The 17,705-nt window shown below is 65.2% G+C and carries 13 protein-coding genes and 1 pseudogene; 5 read left to right on the top strand and 9 right to left on the bottom strand.

Going from position 1 to position 17,705, the window contains the following annotated elements:
• Nucleotides 1-2: 2 nt before the first annotated feature.
• The 5 genes and pseudogenes from CCUG20998_RS22790 to CCUG20998_RS22770 all read right to left on the bottom strand — a co-directional run bounded on the left by CCUG20998_RS22790 (nt 3) and on the right by CCUG20998_RS22770 (nt 4,554).
• On the bottom strand, nt 3-332 hold the full coding sequence (locus CCUG20998_RS22790; protein WP_020729639.1) for a hypothetical protein: 330 nt from the start codon (nt 330-332) through the stop codon (nt 3-5).
• A gap of 165 nt (nt 333-497) precedes the next feature.
• Nucleotides 498-1,723, bottom strand: a pseudogene (locus CCUG20998_RS22785) (Nramp family divalent metal transporter).
• 79 nt (nt 1,724-1,802) lie between these two features.
• Nucleotides 1,803-2,537: a flavodoxin family protein gene (locus tag CCUG20998_RS22780; RefSeq protein ID WP_020729640.1), complete on the bottom strand. Its 735-nt coding sequence runs from the start codon at nt 2,535-2,537 to the stop codon at nt 1,803-1,805.
• A 111-nt stretch (nt 2,538-2,648) separates the two neighbouring features.
• Nucleotides 2,649-3,737: an NAD(P)H-dependent amine dehydrogenase family protein gene (locus tag CCUG20998_RS22775; RefSeq protein ID WP_020729641.1), complete on the bottom strand. Its 1,089-nt coding sequence runs from the start codon at nt 3,735-3,737 to the stop codon at nt 2,649-2,651.
• 25 nt (nt 3,738-3,762) lie between these two features.
• Entirely contained in the window at nt 3,763-4,554 is a 792-nt protein-coding gene (locus tag CCUG20998_RS22770; RefSeq protein WP_012396129.1) for an SDR family oxidoreductase, read from the bottom strand.
• Nucleotides 4,555-4,887: 333 nt separating this feature from the next.
• Here CCUG20998_RS22770 and pstS (CCUG20998_RS22765) point away from each other — a divergent pair, with 333 nt between their 5' ends.
• From pstS (CCUG20998_RS22765) to pstA, 3 genes are read left to right on the top strand one after another with little or no spacing between them, the layout of a single operon-like run.
• Nucleotides 4,888-6,000 (top strand): phosphate ABC transporter substrate-binding protein PstS, encoded by a 1,113-nt coding sequence (gene pstS, locus CCUG20998_RS22765; RefSeq protein ID WP_020729642.1) that lies wholly within the window; start codon nt 4,888-4,890, stop codon nt 5,998-6,000.
• A gap of 12 nt (nt 6,001-6,012) precedes the next feature.
• Nucleotides 6,013-6,987 carry a phosphate ABC transporter permease subunit PstC gene (gene pstC, locus CCUG20998_RS22760; protein WP_012396127.1) on the top strand — a complete coding sequence of 325 codons (975 nt, stop codon included), beginning with the start codon at nt 6,013-6,015 and terminating at the stop codon, nt 6,985-6,987.
• The gene (gene pstA / locus CCUG20998_RS22755) at nt 6,984-7,886 is read left to right on the top strand and encodes a phosphate ABC transporter permease PstA (RefSeq protein ID WP_012396126.1); all 903 of its coding nucleotides are present in this window, start codon (nt 6,984-6,986) and stop codon (nt 7,884-7,886) included. The genes pstC and pstA overlap by 4 nt, the downstream gene beginning before the upstream one ends.
• A 7-nt stretch (nt 7,887-7,893) precedes the next feature.
• Here pstA and CCUG20998_RS22750 read toward each other — a convergent pair whose 3' ends face one another.
• From CCUG20998_RS22750 to CCUG20998_RS22735, 4 genes are all read right to left on the bottom strand, one after another.
• Nucleotides 7,894-9,990 (bottom strand): serine/threonine-protein kinase PknD, encoded by a 2,097-nt coding sequence (locus tag CCUG20998_RS22750; protein WP_020729643.1) that lies wholly within the window; start codon nt 9,988-9,990, stop codon nt 7,894-7,896.
• 320 nt (nt 9,991-10,310) lie between these two features.
• Nucleotides 10,311-11,429, bottom strand: coding sequence for a phosphate ABC transporter substrate-binding protein PstS (gene pstS, locus CCUG20998_RS22745; RefSeq protein WP_020729644.1), 1,119 nt, complete (start codon nt 11,427-11,429; stop codon nt 10,311-10,313).
• A 54-nt stretch (nt 11,430-11,483) separates the two neighbouring features.
• On the bottom strand, nt 11,484-12,359 hold the full coding sequence (ku, locus tag CCUG20998_RS22740) for a non-homologous end joining protein Ku (protein ID WP_020729645.1): 876 nt from the start codon (nt 12,357-12,359) through the stop codon (nt 11,484-11,486).
• A gap of 171 nt (nt 12,360-12,530) precedes the next feature.
• Nucleotides 12,531-13,442: a carbohydrate kinase family protein gene (locus tag CCUG20998_RS22735; RefSeq protein ID WP_020729646.1), complete on the bottom strand. Its 912-nt coding sequence runs from the start codon at nt 13,440-13,442 to the stop codon at nt 12,531-12,533.
• Nucleotides 13,443-13,464: 22 nt separating this feature from the next.
• Between CCUG20998_RS22735 and CCUG20998_RS22730 the strand changes: the two genes are divergently transcribed.
• Entirely contained in the window at nt 13,465-15,777 is a 2,313-nt protein-coding gene (locus tag CCUG20998_RS22730) for an ATP-dependent DNA ligase (protein WP_020729647.1), read from the top strand.
• Nucleotides 15,774-17,705 (top strand): fumarylacetoacetate hydrolase family protein, encoded by a 1,932-nt coding sequence (locus CCUG20998_RS22725; protein WP_020729648.1) that lies wholly within the window; start codon nt 15,774-15,776, stop codon nt 17,703-17,705. Before CCUG20998_RS22730 ends, CCUG20998_RS22725 begins: the two co-directional genes overlap by 4 nt.

Genomic DNA, 17,705 nt, shown 5'->3' with positions numbered 1-17,705 from the left:
GCTCACAGCCCGGGCAGGCACAGCAGCGGGATACAGCCCAGATCCGCCGGGGGCGCGTCGCCTTCATAGACAAATCCGCCGCGATTGGCCTGGAATCCGTAGTCCACCCAATACCAGGTGTGGCAGACGTTCATGTCCCAGTTGACACCGCCCGCCGGCACCGGGTCCCCGGGACACCATTGGTAGGGGCCTCGCGGCGCTTGCGGCACCGGTCCATGGGCTCCGGGCCCGGCGTGTGCGGTGCCCGCGGTCAACCCGAACCCGGCTGCCGCGACACCCCCGGACACCAGCGCGGCGGTGAACATCCGCTTCAGGTTTGCGGTGGTGTTCATGGTGAGCTTCCTCTGTTCATGCCCCGCCTCGCCAGGCGTAGTCGCGGCAAGTACACAAGCTCGGATTCGCTACCGATCCCAACCGGGAAGCCGGGCACCGACGGTTTGCGAGTCCTGGCCCGTCAAGCACCCATTGTTCGCGGTTTGGCGGGTGTCGGGAAGCCGTCAGCCGGTCAGCGTCAGATAGATCAGCGCCACGTTGAGCACGCTGATCAGCACCGCCACCCCCAGCCGATCCAGGTGGTCAAGCGATGGTTGGTGTCGCTACCCATCACCTCGGGATTGCTGGTGAGCCTGACCAGCGGAAGCACCGCGAACGGTATGCCGAAGGACAGCACGACCTGTGAGAGCACCAGGGTGCGGGTCGGGTCCAGGCCCAGCGCCAAGATCGCCACGGCGGGGCACAACGTGACCAAACGCCGCACCGCCATGGGGACCGACCAATGCAGCAATCCCTGCATGATCATGGCGCCCGCGTAGGCGCCCACCGACGTCGACGCCAAACCGGAGGCCAGCAATCCGATCGCGAACAGGACCGCGATGGTCGCGCCCAGCGTGTCGTGCACGGCAGCGTAGGCGCCTTCGATCGAGGCGGTGTCCTCCCGGCCCTGCAAGTTGAGGGCGGCAACCAGCAACATCGCGGCGTTGACCCCGCCCGCGACGATCATTGCCAGACCCACGTCCCAGCGGGTGACGCGCAGCAGCCGGCGCCGGTATGGCCCGGGCTCGGGATGGCCGTGGCGGTCACGGGCCAGGCCCGAGTGCAGATATACCGCGTGCGGCATCACCGTGGCCCCCAGGATCGCGGCGGCCAGCAGCACGCTTTCGGTGCCCTGAAAGTGCGGCACCAGTCCGGTGAACATCGCATCGGGGGGAGGTGTTGCGACGAAGAAGCTGGCCGTGAAGCCGACGGCAATGATCAACAGCAGTCCGGTGATGACTCGCTCGAACAGGAGTTGGCCGCGGCGGTCCTGGATGAGCAGCAGCAGCAGCGAAATCACACCGGTGATGATCCCGCCGATCGGTAGTGGCAGGCCGAACAGGATGCGCAGGGCGATGGCGCCGCCCACGACTTCGGCCACGTCTGTGGCGATTGCGACGATCTCGGCCTGCACCCAATAGGTCAGCCGGGCCGGGCGCCCCATTCGCTTGCCGATTTGTTCCGGCAGCGAATGTCCGGTGACCAGCCCGAGCTTTGCCGACAGGTACTGCACCAGGCCGGCCATGACATTGGCCACCACGATGACCCACAACAGCAGGTAGCCGAACTGGGCGCCGGAGCTGACATTGGCCGCGACATTGCCGGGATCGACGTAGGCGATCGCCGCTACGAAAGCCGGTCCGAGCAGATACCAACTCGTCTTGAACGAGGTCTGCGTGTCTTGCGCCAATTCACCGGCCTTCGATCAGCACCACCGAACAACAAAGTGAGGCTAGCCGAAACAACTCGGCGCGCCGCCAGCAGGCCGCTTAGCGGTAATCGGGATTGGCGAAGTCCGGGCGGCACCCGGCGTCCCATTCGGTGCGTTGGTTCCCGTATGCCGGGACACCACCGGCGCGCGCCAACATCTGCGCCAGGTGCATCAAGTTGAAGGTCATAAACGTGGTGTTGCGGTTGGTGAAGTCATTTTGCGGCCCGCCCGAACCGGGGTCGAGATACGACGGACCGGGGCCGGCCTCGCCGATCCAGCCCGCATCGGCCTGCGGGGGGATGGTGTACCCCAGATGCTGCAGGCTGTAAAGCACGTTCATCGCGCAGTGCTTGACCCCGTCCTCGTTGCCCGTGAAGAGACAACCGCCCACCCGGCCGTAGTACGCGTACTGTCCGTTCTCGTTGAGCAGGCCTGAGCACGAGTAGAGACGCTCGATCACCAGCTTCATCACCGAACTGTTGTCGCCCAGCCAGATCGGTCCGCACAGCACCAGGATGTTCGCCCGCAGGACCCGCTGATACAGGTCGGGCCACTCGTCGGCCTCCCAGCCGTGTTCGGTCATGTCCGGCCACACGCCGGTCGCGATGTTGTGGTCGATGGCACGGAAGCTGTCCACCTCGACACCGTGCTCGCGCATGATCTGCGAACTACGCGCGATCAGCCCCTCGGTGTGGCTGAGGTCCGGGGAGCGCTTCAGGGTTGTGTTGATGAACAGGGCGCGCAGGCCGTCGAACCGCGGAACCGCAGCACTGTCATCGGAAGTCGCCGTCATGCCAACCTGCCTATCGTCGTCGTCGCAGTCCGGCGTCGGTTGTCGCCGACGGCCGTGATCGTAGTCCAGGCAGGGGTCGATTCCGCGGCTTGGCGCGTTGGGAAAGGCGGGCTAGGCGGCCCCTGCCGGCGGTAGGTACAGGCCCTTGCCGGTAACCAGCGGCAGCTCGAGGGTCGTGCGGATGCCGGGCGGGGCGGCCACCACCGCAGGGATCGCGTTGACCACCCGCATCGCGGTGGCGACCAATCCGGCATGGTTGTGGTCGCCGCGGCGGCTGCTCAGGCAGAGGTCCATGGCGTAGGACGGTTCGCCGGTGATCTCGATCCGGTAGGAGCCGCCGGGCTGGGCGGGCTGGGGCCAATCGGGGCACAGATCCTCGCGTAGCCGGGTGACGTGTTCGAGCACCACGACAGGAGCTCCGTCGACCAATCCGAGGACTTCGAAGCGCAGCGCGGCGGCGCTGCCCTGGGGAATGTGACCGGAGGCGATGTCGAAGGCGTGCGGGGCGGGTTCGCGCACGTACATCTCCTCGACCACGTCGAGGGAAAGGCCAAGACCCGCCGCAAGCTGGCGGACCACCGAACCCCAGGCCAAACTGAGCACCCCGGGCTGTAGCAGCATGGGGATCTCGTCGAGCGGCTTGCCGAATCCCATGACGTCGAACATGACGACGGCGCTGTCGTAGGTGGCGTAGTCGACGATCTCCATGCAGCGGATCTGCTCGATGCTCTGACAGGTACCCGCGAGTGCCATCGGAAGCAGGTCGTTGGCGAAGCCCGGATCGATACCGCTGACATAGAGGCTCGAGTTGCCTTCGCGGGCAGCATCTTCGAGCGGCTTGACGAGTTCGTCGGGCAGTACCTGCCACGGATACTGCAGAAAGACCGGGCCGCTGCCGACGATATTGACGCCGGCCGCCAAGACGCGCCGATAGTCATCGAGTGCCTCGGGCAGCCGGTTGTCGGCCATCGCGTTGTAGACGGCGCACTGCGGCCCGCTGGCCAGTACGGAATCCAGATCGGTGCTGGCCTTCACTCCGGTGGATTCGGCGAAGCCGGCCAGCTCGGCGGCGTCTTTGCCGGCTTTGGCGTCCGATGACACCCACACTCCGGTGAGCTCGAACTCGGGGTTGGTGATGAGCGCACGCAGCGAGTGAAGGCCGACGTTGCCGGTGCCGAGCTGAACGACGGGTATTGCCATGGCTGGTTCCTTAAGGAGTGCGGATTCACAGGTCGGGGACTGGTATGTCGAGGTTCGGATGGGTGAGGCCGCCGTCGACCTCCAATGTCTTGCCGGTCAGGAAACTGCCCGCCGGGGACGCCAAATACACTGCGGCGGCGGCGATGTCGACGGGATCGCCGAGGCGGCGCAGCGGTGTCGCCTGCTCCATCGGTGCGCGCAGTTCGTCGTTGGCGGCCACCACTTCCAGTGCGGAGGTGAGGATGGATCCGGGAGCGATCGCATTGACCCGGATCCGTGGGCACAAGTCCAGTGCGGCCAGCCGCGTGTAGTGCGCCAGGGCGGCTTTTGCGGTGCCGTAGGCGGCGAACCCTCGTCCCGCCACCCGGCCCATGGTCGAGGTGATGTTGATGATGCTGCCGCCGCCGGAGTGCTCGAGCATCAACGGAACCGCCGCGACGGTCAACGCGTGGGCGGTTGCCACGTTGAAGGTGAATGCGTCCTTGAGGTCCTTCGTCGAGGTGGTCAGCAGCGTATTGGGCATCGTTCCGCCGACGTTGTTGACAACGATGTCTAGTCTTCCGAACGCCTCGACGGCCTGCCCGGCCAGCTCCGCGGTGGCCTCCGGATGGGCCAGATCGGCGGCGACGACGTGCGCGCGACGCCCGATTGAGCGGACCGTGTCGGCGACCTCGTCCAGTTGGGACTGCGTTCGGGAGGCGATCACCACATCCGCACCAGCCTCGGCAAAGGCCAGCGCAATAGCCGCACCGAGGCCGCGGCCACCCCCGGTGATAACGGCAACTTGGTCGTCGAGACGGAACCTGTCGAGGATCACTGCGGCCTCGCTTCAATTGTCGACCGAGACGGCAGCAACCCTCGCCGTCTCGGGTGGGGCAGTTTCTGGAACAGGTTCTAGTTTGGCATAGCGGCGTCGAATTGTAACGACCCCCGCGAAGTGGAACCTCCGCGACAACCTCGCCTACCGCAGCCCCGGCCGTGGCTGAAATCGCGACGAAATGCTGCCTGCCCAGGGGCGAGTGTTCAACGTCCTGTAATCGAAGGTTCCCTGTTGCTAATGTAGCCTGCAGGCTGCGAAGAAAGCTGGTTGACGTGTCGCGCCCGAGGGTTGCGGCGGGAGTGTGTTTCATCTCTACCGTTAGGAACTGAATTGAAACTCAACCGAGTTGGCGCCGCGCTGAGTGTCCTGGCCTCGGGCGCTTTGGTTTTATCGGCGTGCGGTAGCGACAACAACGCAAGCGGGGGAAGTTCGCCGGCCGGCCAATCGAGCAACGTGAGCTGCGGGGGGAAGAAGACCCTCAAGGCCAGCGGATCGACCGCCCAGGCCAATGCCATGACCCGCTTCGTCAAAGCCTTCGAGGAAGCCTGCCCAGGACAGACCCTCAACTACACGGGCAACGGCTCCGGCGCCGGCATTAGCGAATTCAACGGCAACCAAACCGATTTCGGTGGTTCCGATTCACCGCTTAGCAATGATGAGGCGGCGACGGCCGAGCAGCGCTGCGGCGGTTCGCCGGCGTGGAACCTGCCGGTGGTGTTCGGCCCGATCGCCGTCACCTACAACATCAGCGGCGTCAGTTCGCTCAACCTGGACGGCACCACGCTGGCCAAGATCTTCAACGGCACCATCGCCACGTGGAACGATCCCGCGGTCGCCGCGCTCAACTCGGGTACCAGCCTGCCCGACACCCCGATTCACGTGGTGTTCCGCAGCGACGAGTCCGGAACCACCGACAACTTCCAGCGTTACCTTGACGCGGCTTCGGACGGCGCCTGGGGCAAGGGCGCCGGCAAGTCGTTCAAGGGCGGTGTCGGTGAGGGCGCGAAGGGCAACGACGGCACGTCGGCGGCGATCAAGAACACCGAGGGGGCGATCACCTACAACGAATGGTCGTTCGCGCAGGCGCAGCACCTGAACATGGCGAAGGTCATCACCTCTGCCGGCCCGGAACCCGTGGCGATCAGCACCGAATCGGTCGGAAAGACGATCGCCGGCGCTGCGATCATGGGCCAGGGCAACGACCTGGTGCTGGACACGGTTTCGTTCTACAAGCCCACCAAGCCCGGTTCCTACCCCATCGTGCTCGCGACCTATGAGATCGTGTGCTCGAAGTATCCCGATTCTCAAGTGGGTACCGCGGTGCGGGCGTTCCTGCAGTCCACCATCGGTGCTGGGCAGAATGGCTTGGCGGACAACGGGTATATCCCGATTCCGGACGAGTTCAAGTCAAGGTTGTCGACCGCAGTCAACGCCATCGCCTGATCTGAGGTCGACGTGGTCCAAGGCCGGCCGGCCAAGCCTGAGCTAGCGGCGGTCGACGCGAGTTCATCGCGACGAGCCGACCGGCTGTTCAAGCTCTTCGCGTCCACGGCGGGGATGACCATCGTCGTCTCCATCGCGCTGATCGCGGTATTCCTGTTGATCCGCGCCATCCCGTCGTTGCGCGCGAATCACGCCAATTTCTTCACCAGTTCGGTGTTCGACACCTCCGACGACGAGAAGTTGGCGTTCGGCATCCGCGATCTATTCATGGTCACGATGCTGAGTTCGATCTGCGCACTGGCACTAGCGGTGCCGATTGCCGTGGGAATCGCGGTGTTTCTCACCCAGTACGCGCCCAAGCGGCTCTCGCGTCCGTTCGGCGCGATCGTGGACCTGCTGGCCGCGGTGCCGTCGATCATTTTCGGCTTGTGGGGCATCTTCGTGCTGGCCCCCAAGCTCGAGCCCATCGCCGAATTCCTCAATCGCAACCTGGGATGGCTGTTCTTGTTCAAGAAGGGCAACGTCTCGTTAGCCGGCGGCGGCACGATCTTCACCGCGGGCATCGTGCTCTCGGTGATGATCCTGCCGATCATCACCTCGGTATCGCGCGAGGTGTTCCGCCAGACCCCACAGATTCAGATCGAAGCAGCCCAAGCGCTCGGGGCGACGAAATGGGAAGTGGTGCGGATGACCGTGCTGCCCTTCGGTCGCAGCGGTGTCATTGCGGCGTCGATGCTGGGCCTGGGGCGTGCCCTGGGTGAAACCGTGGCGGTGTTGATCATCCTGCGTTCGGCGGCCAAACCGGGGAACTGGTCACTGTTCGACGGCGGGTACACGTTCGCCTCCAAAATTGCCTCTGCGGCTTCCGAGTTCAGCGAACCGCTGCCGACCGGTGCCTATATTTCCGCGGGGTTCGCGTTGTTCGTCCTGACCTTCGTGGTCAACGCCCTCGCCCGCGCCGTCGCCGGCGGGAAGGTCAACGGATGACCACCAACGCGCTCGATCAGCCGGTCAAAGTGGTGGTGTTTCGGCCACTGAGCCTGGTGCGGCGGATCAAGAACAGCGTGGCGACGGTGCTGTTTTTCGCCTCGTTCGCCGTCGCGTTGGTGCCGCTGGTGTGGCTGCTGTGGGTGGTGATCGAACGCGGCTGGTACGCCGTCGTCCAGCCGGACTGGTGGACGCACTCCCTTCGCGGGGTGTTGCCCGAGGAGTTTGCCGGCGGCGTCTATCACGCGTTGTACGGAACATTGGTGCAGGCCGGAATCGCGGCCCTGCTGGCCGTACCGCTGGGCTTGATGACAGCGATCTATCTGGTCGAATACGGCTCGGGACGATTGGCCCGGCTGACCACGTTCATGGTCGACGTGCTCGCCGGGGTGCCCTCCATCGTGGCGGCGCTGTTCATCTTCAGCCTGTGGATCGCCACCCTGGGATTCCAGCAGAGCGCCCTGGCGGTGTCGTTGGCATTGGTTCTGCTGATGCTGCCGGTAGTGGTGCGCTCCACCGAGGAGATGCTCAGGCTGGTGCCCGACGAACTGCGCGAGGCCAGCTTCGCGTTGGGCGTACCCAAGTGGAAGACGATCGTGCGCATCGTCGTCCCGATCGCCATGCCCGGCATCGTGTCCGGTGTGCTGTTGTCGGTGGCGCGTGTCATCGGCGAAACCGCACCGGTGCTGGTGTTGGTCGGCTACAGCCGTTCGATCAACTTCGACGTGCTGCACGGCAACATGGCGTCCTTGCCGCTGCTGATCTACACCGAGCTCACCAACCCCGAGCATGCCGGTTTCTTGCGCGTGTGGGGAGCGGCGCTGACGTTGATCATCATCGTGGCCGCGATCAACCTCATCGCCGGGGGGATCCGGTTCCTGGCCACCCGAAGGCGATAGCCCCCGCTCAGGATCCTTGGGCCAGTTTCAGCACCCTGCCGTTACCGCGATCGGCGACGTAGACGTTGCCCTTCTTGTCCACCGCGACCGACAGGGGGGTGTTGAGGCCGGTGAAGGGTAACTCGGTGGAGGTGGTGGCCCCGGCCGCCAGCTTGGCCACCGCATTGTTGTCGTGTTCGGTGACGTAGACATTGCCGGCGCTGTCCACGGTGATTCCCCACGGCGCGGTCAGGTTGGAGAACGGCAACACCGACTGGTTGCTGGTGCCGGCGTCGAGCTGCAGCACCCGGTTGTTGTCGGTGTCGGTGACGTAGACGTTGCCGTCGCTGTCCACTGCCACCCCGTCGGGGTTCTTGAGCCCGTTGAACGGCAGCACGACCTGGCTGGTGGAGCCGGCCGGCATCTTCACCACCCGGTTGTTGCCCCGGTCAGCGACGTACACATTGCCCTGGGCGTCCACGGCGATTCCCTCGGGGTAATTGAGGCCGTTGAACGGCAGTTCAACCTGGTTGTTCGACCCGGCGGCCAGGGCCACCACCCGGTTGTTGAAGTCGGTGACGTAGATCTTGCCGGAGGTGTCCACGGCCACGCCCTGGGGTTCGTAGAGTCCGTTGAACGGCTTCACCGTCGGCGTGCTGGATCCCGCGGGCAAGGCCACCACCCGGCCGTACATGGTCTGGTTGGTGACATACACGGTGCCGTTGGCGTCCACGGCAACCCCGCCGGGGGCGAAGCGGAAGTTGAGACCGGTAAACGGCAGCACTACTTGCCCTCGCGGCTCGGTTGAGCCTTTGGGTTTGGCGAGCACGAATGCGGTGGCGCCGGCGACGACGAGCAGCACCGCCACCACGGCGGCGCCGATTATCCAGTTCTTCCGGCTCTTTTTCGGGCTCGCCGGCGGCGCGGTGGCCGGCTGATTGGCCGGCGGTGTCGCGCTCGGACTGGATCCGGTGCCGACGGCGGGCCGGATCCCGGACTGGCTGGGCCAGCTTGTGCCGGTGATGACGGGCGCGGCCTGCGTGCGCTGGTCGGATACGTCTGGGCGGGAGCGCCATCCGGTGGTGCTTGCCGGCACCGGCCGAGCCACCGTCTCATCGCCCGTCGGATATTGCGGCGGCGGCGCAACGGGCTGCGGCGCCGGTGGCTGGGCGCCCGATCCGCTGTAGTTGGTCCAGCTTCCTCCCGCGCCAGGGTCAACGGCTGGAGTCATGAGGGCCATGTTGTCGCCCTGACGCAGGATGGTTGCTTCCTGGCGCTGTTCGGGGGTGGTGAGCGCCTCGTGCGCAGCGATGGCCAGGTCCCCGGCGCTCATGTAGCGCTCGTCGGGATTCTTGGCCATGCCTTTGGCGATCACCTCATCCAACGCGGCTGGAACCCGTCCGGGACGGAGCTGACTGGGCCGCGGGGGAGGTTCCATCAGGTGCGCGGCAATCAATCGCTCCACGCTGTCTGCGCGATAGGGCGGTGCACCGGTCAAACATTCCCCCAGCACGCACGCCAGCGCATAGATGTCGGCACGGTAGGTGACGTCGTTGCCGGTGAATCGTTCCGGGGCCATGTAGTTGTAGGTCCCCACGGCCATCCCGCCCTGGGTCAGTCCGGGATCGGCGGCGGCCCTGGCGATACCGAAATCCACCAGATACGCGAAGTCATTGTCGGCGACCAGAATGTTCTCCGGCTTCACGTCGCGGTGGGTGACGCCGTTGGAATGCGCGGCGTCCAGCGCCGCGGCGATCTGGCGCACAATGGCCACCGCCCGGGCCGGGGTCAGTGGGCCGAACTGCGTCAGCATGGCGCGCAGCGAGACACCGTCGATCAGTCTCATCTCCACGAAGAACTGGTCGTCGATCTCGCCGTAGTCGTGGATCGGCACGATGTGGGGCTCGGTCAGCCGTCCCGCGGTGTCGGCTTCGCGTTGCATCCGCGCGCGAAACGTGGGATTGCCGGAGTACTGCGTCGAAATCAGCTTGAGCGCCACCACCCGGCGTTTGCGGGTGTCTTCGGCTTCGTAGACCTCGCCCATGCCGCCACGGCCGATCAACCGCACCAACTCGTAGGGCCCAAAGCGCGACCCAACCCGTGAACCCGGCCCGGTCTCGCTCACGGTCAACGCTCCCTTCGCGTGGGCGCCCATTCCACCGGGGCCGACCCTACATATTCACGCTACCGACGCCCGTGATGCTGGTGCGCCGAAACCGGTGGTTAACACACGGTAAATCGTCGGAGAGTGAGCAGACAACAAAAACCGGTTACTCACAGCGATTTCTGTATCCTGAGACGAAGATGTGAGCGGACCGATTCGTGCGCGAGAGAGCCCCGCAACGGGCCCGAAACGGCCCGAAGGGGGCTGAGCCAGTAGCGCTGAGGCCGGTGAAACTAGATCGGACTCTTGAGGATTCGAATGGTCCGCGGCGCCGGAGACGGTTACGCGATGGCGTTGACCACCGGGATCAATTTCGAGCGAAACGACTCCGGAAGCGGGATGTATCCGTACTCATCCAAACCAACCTGGCCGTCACCAATTGTCGCTTGCATGAAGGCTTTAACGGCGGTGCCGGTCGGCGCGTCCGGGTACTTCGAGCAGACGATCTCGTAGGTCACCAGCACTATCGGATAGGCGCCGTCCTGGGTGGGCCGGTAGAACGACGAGGTGTCCACCACCAGGTCGTTGCCCTTCCCCTTGAAGGTGGCTCCGGCGATCGTCTTGCCCACCGACTCGGCGGTGATGGTCACCGGCTCCGGGCCCGCTGACGTGATGATCTGGGCCATGTTCAATTGATGGCCCACCGCGTACGACCATTCGTTGTAGGTGATCGATCCGTCGGTTCGCTTCAGCGCCTGCGACGTGCCGTCATTGCCGGCAGCACCCTCGCCGACGCCACCGTTGAAGGTCTGGCCGGCCCCCTTGCCCCACGCTCCGTCCGACGCCGCGTCGAGATACTGCTGGAAGTTGGCCGTGGTTCCGGACTGGTCGCTGCGAAAGACCACGTGGATGGGCGTCGGCGGCAGGTTGATGCTGGTGTTGAGCGCCTTGATCGCCGGATCGTCCCACTTGGCGATGGTGCCGTTGAAGATCTTGGCCAGCGTCGGGCCGTCCAGGCTCAGTGCGCTCACGCCTTTGAGGTTGTAGGTGACCGCAATCGGACCGAACACGACCGGCAGGTCCCAGGCTTCCGATCCGCAACGCTCGGAGGCCTTCTGGGGCTCGTTCTTCGCCGGGTTCATCGGCGTGTCCGACCCCGCGAAGTCGGTCTGATTTCCCAGGAACAGCTTCATTCCGGCGCCGGATCCATTTGCGTTGTAGTCCAGCGTGTGGCCCGGGCAGGCATGGATGTAGGCGTAGACGAACTGTTCCATCGCATTCTTTTGTGCGGTGGAGCCCGCGGCCAGAAGCTTCTTCTTACCGCCGCAATCCACCGGCACCAATGGCGTGCTGGATCCGGCCGACGACGAGGTATTGCTGGAATGGCCTCCGCATGCCGACAACGCCAATGTGCTGGCGAGTAGCAGGCTGAGCACGACGCCAGATCGGTTGGACTTCACGCAAAAACTCCTCTCGGCGGCACGACGAGCATATGTGAACAAGTCGGGCGCTGGTCAGGACTTGGCAGCTTGTTTGGCCCGGGCCTTCTTGGCCGGCGCCTTTTCGGCGGTGCTCTTCTTCGCCGCTGACTTCCCGTCGCCCGAACGCGCTTTCACGCTCGCCTCCAGCTTGGCCAGCAGGTCGGAGACATCTTCGGTCTCGTCCAGCTCTGCGGGTTGTTCTTCGGCGGTAAATGCTTCCCCGCCTTCGAGTTTGGCGTCGATCAGCTCCTGCAGTTGCTCCTGATAGGTGTCGCGGTAGCGGTCCGGGTTGAAGTCGTCTGCCATCGACTCCACCACTTGGCCGGCCATCTTGAGCTCTGCGGGTTTGATCTCCACCTCCTTGTCCAGCACCGGGAAATCCGGGTCGCGGATCTCGTCTGGCCACAACAGGGTATGCACCACCATGACCTCGCGCTTGCCGAAGTCCTTGACCCGCAACGCCGCCAGCCGCGTCTTGCTGCGCAGCGTGAAATGCACGATCGCCATCCGCTCCGTCTCGGCGAGCGTCTTGGCCAGCAGCACATACGATTTAGAGGACTTCGAGTCGGGCTCCAGGAAGTAGCTGCGGTCAATCATCATCGGATCGACTTCTTCGGCTGGGACGAATTCCAGCACCTCGATTTCGCGGCTGTGATCTTCGGGCAACGTGGCGAGGTCGTCGTCGTTGATGATCACCATCTGGCCATCGTCGGATTCGAAGGCGCGGGCCAGGTCGGAGTATTCGACCACCTCGCCACAGACTTCGCATACCCGCTTGTACCGGATGCGTCCGTTGTCCTTGGCGTGCACCTGATGGAACTTGATGTCGTGGTCCTGAGTGGCGCTGTACACCTTGACCGGCACATTCACCAGCCCGAAAGCGATTGAACCCTTCCAGATGGAGCGCATGGAGTCAGTATGCCCAGAACCCGGGTCGGTTAACAGTGCGCCGCGGCACCGGAGTCCTGCTGCCTGCCCCAGCCCCGGTCAGCTCGCGAGCGTGCGTGTCGGCACGGCGACACGCCGCATCACGCGGCATTTCGTGCACCCTCGCCGGGCCCGATTGCGGGCGTGCGGTGGTCATCGCGACTGCCGCAGGTCGGCCCGATAGGGCAGGTCGGCGCCGGCACGGGCAACGGTCAACGCCGAGGTCAGGGCCGCGACTTCGAGCGCAGAGGTCAGCGCCGACACCCCGATCTTGCGCAACTCGGTGCGCCGGTCGGCACCTAACAATCCCTGCTCCCACAGCGTGTCGAGCAGCCCGGCCATGAACGCGTCTCCGGCGCCGACGGTATCGACCACGCGAACCGGCTGGGCGGGCACACTTGCCGGGCCGGCCGCGCAGAACGCCACTGCGCCCTGATCGCCCAACGTCAGCGCGACAATCGCCGGGCCGCAGGCCAGCCAGGCCCGCGCGGTCTGCTCCGGAGGCTGGGTGGGGTCGATCCAGTGCAAGTCTTCGGCACTGGCCTTGATGATGTCGCTGCGCTCGACGAGGCGTTGGATGCGTTCCCGAGTCAGGTCCGGGTCGGCGCTCAGCGACGGACGCACATTGGGATCGAAGCTCACCGTGGCCGCGGCCCGATAGGCGTCGAGCAGCGCCGCGACCGCCAAGCATCCTGGTTCCCGCGCGGCGGCGATGGAACCGGTGTGCACAAGAAGCGGCGGCGTCACGGGGGGTGTGTCGGGTATCTGCCATTCCAGGTCGAACGCGTAGGTGGCCGAGCCGTCGGGGCCGATCCTGGCCGTCGCGGTGGGCGTCCGATCAGCCGTCTGGCTTCCCGAAACAAGTTGTACACCTGAGGATTCAATGTACTCGGCGATCCGTCGTCCGCGGGCGTCGCGGCCGATGTGGGTCAGCAGATCGACGTCGCGGCCCAATCTGGCCAGTCCGACCGCGACGTTGAGGGGGCTGCCCCCGACGTACTCGGCCGGGTCCGGCCCATCGACGATGTCGATCAGGGCTTCACCGATCACCAGCCCACGTGCCATGGCGACAGGTTACGTTGGCCATATGGGTTCGGCGCAGGCCTGGCCTCCTGGACAGGCGAATGGTCCGCAGGTGACGCTGACCAACGCGGACAAGGTGCTGTACCCGGCTACCGGAACCACCAAGTCTGACGTCTTCGGTTACTACACCGGCATCGCCGAGGTGATGATCCCGCATATCGCCGGGCGCCCGGCGACTCGCAAGCGCTGGCCCAACGGCGTCGATCAGGCGTCCTTTTTCGAAAAGCAGCTGGCGTCGTCGGCGCCGGACTGGCTGCCGCGTGCCAGCGTGGTGCACCGGTCGGGAACGACGACCTATCCGATCATCGACAGCCCCACCGGCCTGGCCTGGATCGCACAACAGGCCGCCCTCGAGGTGCACGTCCCGCAGTGGCGGTTCGTTGCCGAGTGGACGTCGAAAGGCGAAATCCTCACGCCCGGGCCGGCCACCCGATTGGTGTTCGACCTGGACCCGGGCGAGGGCGTGACGATGGCCCAACTCGCGCAGGTGGCGCGGGCGGTGCGCGATCTGCTCGCCGACATCGGCCTGAGTACCCTCCCGCTCACCAGCGGTAGCAAGGGCCTGCACCTCTACACCCCGCTCGACGAGCCGGTGAGCAGCAAGGGCGCCACGGTGTTGGCCAAACGGGTCGCGCAGCAACTGGAAACGGTGATGCCGGCGTTGGTCACCGCGACCATGACCAAGAGTCTGCGGGCCGGGAAAGTGTTCCTGGACTGGAGCCAAAACAGCGGTTCGAAGACCACCATCGCGCCGTATTCGCTGCGTGGGCGCGAACAACCGACCGTCGCCGCACCACGCAGCTGGGAGGAGCTCGACGACCCGGGGCTGCGCCAGCTGACCTACGACGAGGTGCTTGCCCGCCTCACCCGCGATGGCGATCTGATTGCGGCGCTGGACGCGGACCTCCCCGGCGACGACCGGCTGCTCAAATATCGCAGCATGCGCAACGCGTCGAAAACGCCGGAGCCCGTGCCCCGAGCCAGACCCGTTGTCGGGCAGGGTAATACCTTCGTGATCCAAGAGCATCACGCGCGCCGTCTGCATTACGACTTCAGGCTGGAGCGTGATGGGGTACTGGTGTCATGGGCGGTGCCGAAAAACCTGCCGGAAACCACGTCGGTGAACCACCTGGCCGTGCACACCGAAGATCATCCGCTGGAATACGCGACGTTCGAGGGCAACATCCCGAAAGGGGAGTACGGCGCCGGCAAGGTGATCATCTGGGATTCCGGCACCTATGACACCGAGAAGTTCCGCGACGACTCGAGAAACGGTTCGGAAAAGGGGGAGGTGATTGTCAACCTGCACGGCAGTCGAATCTCGGGGCGGTACGCGCTGATTCAGACCAACGGGGACCAATGGCTGGCGCATCGCATGAAGGACCAGACGGTCTTCGATTTCGACACCCTCGCGCCCATGCTCACCTCCCACGGTTCGGTGGCAGGTCTCGAGTCGGGTCAGTGGGCGTTCGAAGGCAAGTGGGACGGCTACCGGCTGCTGGTCGAAGCCGACCATGGCGCGCTGCGACTGCGCTCCCGCAGCGGACGTGACGTCACCGCGGAATACCCCCAATTACGTTCATTGGCCGCCGATCTCGCTGATCACCACGTGGTGCTCGACGGTGAATTGGTGGCCCTCGACTCCTCCGGAGTGCCCAGCTTCAACGAGATGCAGAACCGGGTGCGCGCCACCCGCATCGAGTTCTGGGCGTTCGACTTGCTCTTTCTGGACGGTCGCTCGCTACTGCGGGCCAGATACCGCGACCGGCGCAAGCTACTGGAAACCCTGGGCAGTGCGGGCAATCTGATCGTTCCGGAGTTGTTGCCCGGTGACGGCGCCGAGGCGCTGGCCTATTCGCACAAGCGCGGTTGGGAGGGAGTCATTGCCAAGCGCCGCGACTCCGGCTATCAACCCGGGCGGCGCTCGTCGGCGTGGATCAAGGACAAACACTGGAACACCCAGGAAGTCGTCATCGGCGGTTGGCGAGTTGGGGAGGGTGGGCGCAGCAGCGGGATTGGATCGTTGCTCATGGGCATTCCCGGCCCGAGCGGTTTGCACTTCGCCGGCCGTGTTGGAACCGGCTTCACCGAACGTGACCTGGCTAACCTCAAGAAGACGCTGGCGCCGCTGCATACCGACGAATCCCCATTCGACGCTGCGCTTCCGGCGCGCGAGGCCAAGGGTGTTACGTTCGTCGCGCCGACGCTGGTCGGGGAGGTGCGCTATAGCGAGTGGACCCCCGATGACCGATTGCGGCAATCCAGCTGGCGTGGGTTGCGCCCGGACAAAAACCCGAGTGAGGTGGTGCGCGAATGAAATGGGTGACGTATCGAAGTGCGGACGGTGAGCGTGTCGGGGTGTTGTCCGACGGTTCGATCTACGCCATGGCGCCGGGAGTCGCCCTGCTCGATTTGATCAAGCGCGGCGCCGACGGATTACGCGAAGCCGGTGAAAACGTCTTGCGCTCACCGAGTGAGGTGGTGGCTCTCGACGAGGTGACGTTGGCGGCGCCGATACCGCGCCCGCCATCGATCCGCGACTCACTGTGCTTCTTGGACCACATGCGCAACTGTCAGGAAGCGGTGGGAGGCGGCCGGGTGCTGATGGATACCTGGTATCGCATCCCGGCGTTCTACTTTGCCTGTCCGGCCACCGTGCTCGGGCCCTACGACGATGCGCCCATGGCCCCCGGAAGCGCCTGGCAGGACTTCGAATTGGAGATCGCGGCGGTGATCGGAACCGGCGGCCAGGATCTGTCCGTCGAGCAGGCCGAGCAGTCCATCATCGGCTACACGATCTTTAACGACTGGTCCGCACGTGACTTGCAGCAACTGGAAGGCCAGCTGCGCATCGGGCAGGCCAAGGGCAAAGACAGCGGAGTCACCTTGGGCCCGTATCTGGTTACCGCCGATGAGCTGCAGGCCTATCGCCGCGACGGGAAGCTGAGTCTGCAGGTGAGCGCGCTGGTCAATGACACGGTCATCGGCTCGGGATCCACCGCGACGATGGATTGGACCTTCGGGGAAGTCATCTCCTATGTCTCGCGCGGGGTGATGCTGGCGCCGGGCGATGTGATCGGCTCCGGCACCGTGCCCACCTGCACCCTCGTCGAGCACCTGACCAACCCCGACTCGTTTCCCGGCTGGCTACGTGACGGCGACGTGGTCACCCTCGAGGTCGAGGGGTTGGGGCAGACGCGGCAGCGGGTATGTACGACCCCGCCACCGCAGCCTTTGGCTGCCCGCGTCAATCCGGATGCAGCGCCCGAGGCCGCCCGGGTCAACCCGGCGCCGCCGCTGGTGCCCTACACCCGTGGGCTGCACCAGGTCGCCGATCGGGTGTGGGCGTGGACATTGCCGGACGGCGGATTTGGCTGGAGCAACGCCGGGCTGGTCGCCGGAGACGGTGCCTCGCTGTTGGTCGACACGCTGTTCGATCTGGCGCTCACGCGCGAGATGCTGGACGCGATGCGGCCGATCACCGATGCGGCGCCCATCACCGATGCGCTGCTCACCCATTCCAACGGTGACCACACCCATGGCAACCAATTGTTGAGCCCTTCGGTGCGCATCATCGCGGCCAAAGGCACCGCCGAGGAGATTGCCGAAGACACCGGTCCCACCTTGCTGACGGCGATGCAGACCATCGACCTCGGGCCGGTCGCGACGAGATTCATGCGGGATCGCTTCGGGCACTTCGATTTCAGCGGCATAAGGCTGCGCAACGCGGATCAGACATTCGACCACGAGCTGACGATCGATGTTGGTGGCAGGCGGGTCGATCTGATCAACCTCGGTCCCGCGCACACCGCCGCGGACTCGGTGGTGCATGTGCCCGATGCCGGCGTGCTGTTCGCCGGGGATCTGCTGTTCATCGGCTGCACGCCGATCGTCTGGAACGGGCCGATCGCGAACTGGATAGCGGCCTGCGACGCGATGATCGCGCTGGACGTGCCCATCGTGGTCCCCGGCCATGGCCCAGTCACCGACCCGGATGGAATCCGGGCCGTCCGCGGCTATTTCGAGCATGTCAACGAACAGGCCGAGGCTGCCTACCGCAAGGGTCTGTCCCTCGCCGAGGCAATCGAGACCGTCGAGCTTGGAGACTATGCGGCGTGGCTGGACTCCGAGCGGATCGTGGTCAACATCTATCAGCGCTACCGCGAACTCGATCCCCACACCCCGGAGGTAGAGCGATTGGCGCTGCTGGTCATGCAGGCCGAGTGGGCGGCCAAGCGCGTCTAG

Source organism: Mycobacterium marinum, assembly GCF_003391395.1.
Lineage (GTDB): Bacteria > Actinomycetota > Actinomycetes > Mycobacteriales > Mycobacteriaceae > Mycobacterium > Mycobacterium marinum.
Note: the sequence above shows the minus strand (reverse complement) of the source record. Positions and strands in the feature narration are given on the sequence as shown.

Excerpts from the sequence above, each read along its gene's own strand:
- CCUG20998_RS22790 (WP_020729639.1), bottom strand. The coding sequence starts at position 332 with ATGAACACCACCGCAAACCTGAAGCGGATGTTCACCGCCGCGCTGGTG.
- CCUG20998_RS22780 (WP_020729640.1), bottom strand. The coding sequence starts at position 2,537 with ATGACGGCGACTTCCGATGACAGTGCTGCGGTTCCGCGGTTCGACGGC.
- CCUG20998_RS22775 (WP_020729641.1), bottom strand. The coding sequence starts at position 3,737 with ATGGCAATACCCGTCGTTCAGCTCGGCACCGGCAACGTCGGCCTTCAC.
- pstA (WP_012396126.1), top strand. The coding sequence starts at position 6,984 with ATGACCACCAACGCGCTCGATCAGCCGGTCAAAGTGGTGGTGTTTCGG.
- ku (WP_020729645.1), bottom strand. The coding sequence starts at position 12,359 with ATGCGCTCCATCTGGAAGGGTTCAATCGCTTTCGGGCTGGTGAATGTG.
- CCUG20998_RS22735 (WP_020729646.1), bottom strand. The coding sequence starts at position 13,442 with ATGGCACGTGGGCTGGTGATCGGTGAAGCCCTGATCGACATCGTCGAT.
- CCUG20998_RS22730 (WP_020729647.1), top strand. The coding sequence starts at position 13,465 with ATGGGTTCGGCGCAGGCCTGGCCTCCTGGACAGGCGAATGGTCCGCAG.
- CCUG20998_RS22725 (WP_020729648.1), top strand. The coding sequence starts at position 15,774 with ATGAAATGGGTGACGTATCGAAGTGCGGACGGTGAGCGTGTCGGGGTG.